The sequence below is a fragment of the Melaminivora alkalimesophila genome (assembly GCF_000282995.1).
Classification (GTDB): Bacteria; Pseudomonadota; Gammaproteobacteria; order Burkholderiales; family Burkholderiaceae_C; genus Melaminivora; species Melaminivora alkalimesophila.
This window is the reverse complement of sequence record NZ_ALEE01000140.1, coordinates 1-3,247: the sequence shown is the minus strand read 5'-3', so window position 1 is coordinate 3,247 and position 3,247 is coordinate 1. Positions and strand designations below refer to the sequence as shown.

The following is a 3,247-nucleotide window of genomic DNA, read 5'->3' as shown; positions in this document are numbered from 1 at the left end:
CTGGACCCCCAGCCGAAGTTCTGGCGCGCCAGCAGGATGCTCGCTCCCTGGTAGCGCGGCTGGTTCAGCACGAAGTCCGGATTGGGCTTGCGCTCGCTCTCCGGCACGCCCGGCTGGCCCGGCTGGTCCAGGTAGCGCCACTCGTCGAACAGGTTGGGGCCAAAGCCGGTCTTCTTGATCGACTTCAGGAACTGCTTCGGGATGATGGCGTCGGTGTCGACGTTCTCGCGGTCCATGGGCGCGACCAGGCCCTGGTGGATGGTGAATTGCTGCATGGGGGTGGTCCTCGGCTTCCTTTTACCTGGCGGCGCGTTCGATGGCGGAGCCGGCGCGCTGCACGTCCTGGCCCATGCCCTTGACGGTGTTGCAGCCGGCCAGCGCGAAGGCGGCGGCCAGCAGGGTGGCGATGGAGCGTTTCATGGGGTCTTTCTCCTGCAAGGGGTTCAGGCGAACTGGCGGATGTCGACGAAATGGCCGTGGATGGCGGCGGCGGCGGCCATGGCCGGGCTGACCAGGTGGGTGCGCCCGCCCGCGCCCTGGCGGCCCTCGAAGTTGCGGTTCGAGGTCGAGGCGCAGCGCTCGCCCGGCTCCAGCCGGTCGGCGTTCATCGCCAGGCACATGGAGCAGCCCGGCTCGCGCCATTCGAAGCCGGCGGCCTTGAAGACCTGGTCCAGCCCTTCGGCTTCCGCCTGCTCCTTGACCAGCCCCGAGCCCGGCACGACCATGGCCTGCTTGACGTTCCTCGCGACCTTGCGGCCGAGCTTCTTCACCACCGCGGCGGCCTCGCGCACGTCCTCGATGCGGCTGTTGGTGCACGAGCCGATGAAGACCTTGTCCACGAAGATGTCGGTGAGGGGCTTGCCGGGCTGCAGGGCCATGTAGGTCAGTGCACGCTCCATGGCGCCGCGGCGGGTGGCGTCCTTTTCCTTGTCCGGGTCGGGCACGCGCGCATTGACGCCCAGCACCATCTCGGGGCTGGTGCCCCAGGTGACCTGCGGGACGATGTCCTCTGCGCGCAGCTCGACCACGGCGTCGAATTTCGCATCCGGGTCGGAGTGCAGCGTCTTCCAGTAGGCGACCGCCTGGTCCCACTCCACGCCGGTGGGCGACAGCGGCCGGCCGCGCAGGTACTCGATGGTCTTGTCGTCCACGGCCACCAGACCGGCGCGCGCGCCGGCCTCGATCGCCATGTTGCACACCGTCATGCGCCCTTCCATGGACAGGTCGCGGATCGCCTGGCCGGCGAATTCGATGGTGTAGCCGGTGCCGCCGGCAGTGCCGATCTTGCCGATGATGGCCAGCACGATGTCCTTGGCGGTGATGCCGGGTGCGACCTTGCCCTCGACCTTCACCAGCATGTTCCTGGCCTTCTTGGCCAGCAGCGTCTGTGTGGCCAGGACATGCTCGACCTCGCTGGTGCCGATGCCGTGGGCCAGGGCGCCGAAGGCGCCGTGCGTGCTGGTGTGGCTGTCGCCGCAGACCACCGTCATGCCCGGCAGGGTGGCGCCGTTCTCCGGGCCGATGACGTGCACGATGCCCTGGCGCCGGCTCAGGAAGGGGAAGAATGCGGCGGCGCCGTGCTCGGCGATGTTCTTGTCGAGCGTCACGATCTGCTCGCGGCTGATCGGGTCGGCGATGCCGTCGTAGCCCAGTTCCCAGCCGGTGGTGGGTGTGTTGTGGTCGGCGGTGGCGACGATCGAGCTGGTGCGCCAGACCTTGCGGCCGGCCTCGCGCAGACCCTCGAAGGCCTGCGGGCTGGTGACTTCGTGCACCAGGTGGCGGTCGATGTAGAGGATGGCGGTGCCGTCTTCCTCGGTGTGGATGACGTGCTCGTCGAAGATCTTGTCGTACAGGGTGCGTCCCATGGCGGTCTCGTCTCGTGTCGCGGGGTTCAGGGAAGTGGCGGAAATTCTAGGGGGCCGGTGCCAGGTGCTCGGCGAGCAGCCGCGCGGGAACGGGCAGCGCCGCGAAGTCGCGTGCCACCAGCACCAGCTCGCGCTGCGCCCAGGGTTCGTCGAGCGCCACCGCCGCCAGTCGGCCGACGCCCTGCATCAGCGCAAAGGCGCGGTCCGGCAGCAGGCCCACGCCCAGGCCGTTGTCGATCATGCGGCACATCGCGTCCAGGCCCGTGACCTGGATGCGCTGGCGCAGCGGCCGGCCGACCTGCGCCGCCGCGGTGCGCATCGCCAGGCTGATGGAGCTGCCGGCGTGCAGGCCGACGATGTCGCAGTCGAGCACCTCGTCGAAGCGGACCGACGCGCGCCCGGCCAGTGCGTGGCCGTGCGGGACCACCAGCAACAGCCGGTCGCTGCGGTACGGACGCGATTGCATCCCCGCCGGGGCGTCGGCAGGGGGTTTCTGGCACAGCCCCAGGTCGGCCGCGCCATCGCGCACCGCCTGCAGCACTTCCGGGCTCAGGCGCTCGTGCAGGTCGATCTTGATCTGCCCATGCGCGCGCGCGAAGGCGCCCAGGTCTTCCGGCAGGAATTGCACGATGGCGGAGATGTTGGCGTGCATGCGCACGTGGCCGCGCACGCCCTCGGCGTATTCCGACAGCTCGCCCTGCATGCGCTCCAGGCCCAGCAACACGTTGCGCGCGTGGTGCAACAGGCTTTCGCCGGCGGGGGTGAGGGTCACGCCGCGGCTGTGGCGGTACAGCAGCGGCGTGTCCAGCGCCGCTTCCAGGTCGGACAGGCGCTTGCTCACGGCCGAGGCGGCGATGTATTCCTGCTGCGCCGCGCGCCCGATGCTGCCCAGCTCGCACACGGCAACGAAGAGTTGCAGCGAGGTGAGGTCGATGCGGCGGGCGAAGTTGCGTTCGAGTTTCATCGGGCGGGCAGAGGGGCGATCCGTCGCGCCTGGCGAGGGATCTTCCGATTGTGCAGTTAGCAGCTCCAATTGGCCATCGCGCGGCACGATGCATGGCATGCCGAAATGGCGGTCGAGCCATCGCGTTTGGCGATGGGGTCGGGTGCGGGTGGCCCCTTGCGGCCGTGCTTCAGAGCACGACGGTGGCGCCGTGCTCCGGAACCTCGGCCTGCCAGCCCAGCGTCCGCGCAATGCGCTGGCGCAGCGCATCGGCGGCGGCGAGCTCGCCGTGCACCAGGAAGGTGCGGCGCGGCGGCAGGTGCAGGGCGCCCAGCCAGGCGAGCAGCTGGCCAGCGTCGGCGTGGGCCGAGGCGCTGCCGAGCTGCACCACTTCGGCGCGCACCGCCACTTCCTGGCCGTGGATGCGGATCTCCGGCTC

The 3,247-nt window shown here is 69.8% G+C and carries 5 protein-coding genes; all 5 read right to left on the bottom strand.

From position 1 onward, the window contains the following. A partial coding sequence (locus tag A612_RS02110) for a hypothetical protein (protein WP_019372960.1) occupies window positions 1-275 on the bottom strand: 275 nt, incomplete at its 3' end. Between the two features lie 22 nt (window positions 276-297). Continuing rightward, entirely contained in the window at window positions 298-420 is a 123-nt protein-coding gene (locus tag A612_RS02105; RefSeq protein ID WP_019372959.1) for an entericidin A/B family lipoprotein, read from the bottom strand. Between the two features lie 23 nt (window positions 421-443). Next, window positions 444-1,865: a 3-isopropylmalate dehydratase large subunit gene (leuC, locus tag A612_RS02100; RefSeq protein WP_019372958.1), complete on the bottom strand. Its 1,422-nt coding sequence runs from the start codon at window positions 1,863-1,865 to the stop codon at window positions 444-446. A gap of 46 nt (window positions 1,866-1,911) precedes the next feature. Beyond that, window positions 1,912-2,829 carry a LysR family transcriptional regulator gene (locus tag A612_RS02095; RefSeq protein ID WP_019372957.1) on the bottom strand — a complete coding sequence of 306 codons (918 nt, stop codon included), beginning with the start codon at window positions 2,827-2,829 and terminating at the stop codon, window positions 1,912-1,914. 169 nt (window positions 2,830-2,998) lie between these two features. Further along, window positions 2,999-3,247 (bottom strand): MBL fold metallo-hydrolase RNA specificity domain-containing protein (locus tag A612_RS02090; RefSeq protein ID WP_040435670.1); only part of this gene is annotated, 249 nt, incomplete at its 5' end.

Excerpts from the sequence above, each read along its gene's own strand:
- A612_RS02105 (WP_019372959.1), bottom strand. The coding sequence starts at position 420 with ATGAAACGCTCCATCGCCACCCTGCTGGCCGCCGCCTTCGCGCTGGCC.
- leuC (WP_019372958.1), bottom strand. The coding sequence starts at position 1,865 with ATGGGACGCACCCTGTACGACAAGATCTTCGACGAGCACGTCATCCAC.
- A612_RS02095 (WP_019372957.1), bottom strand. The coding sequence starts at position 2,829 with ATGAAACTCGAACGCAACTTCGCCCGCCGCATCGACCTCACCTCGCTG.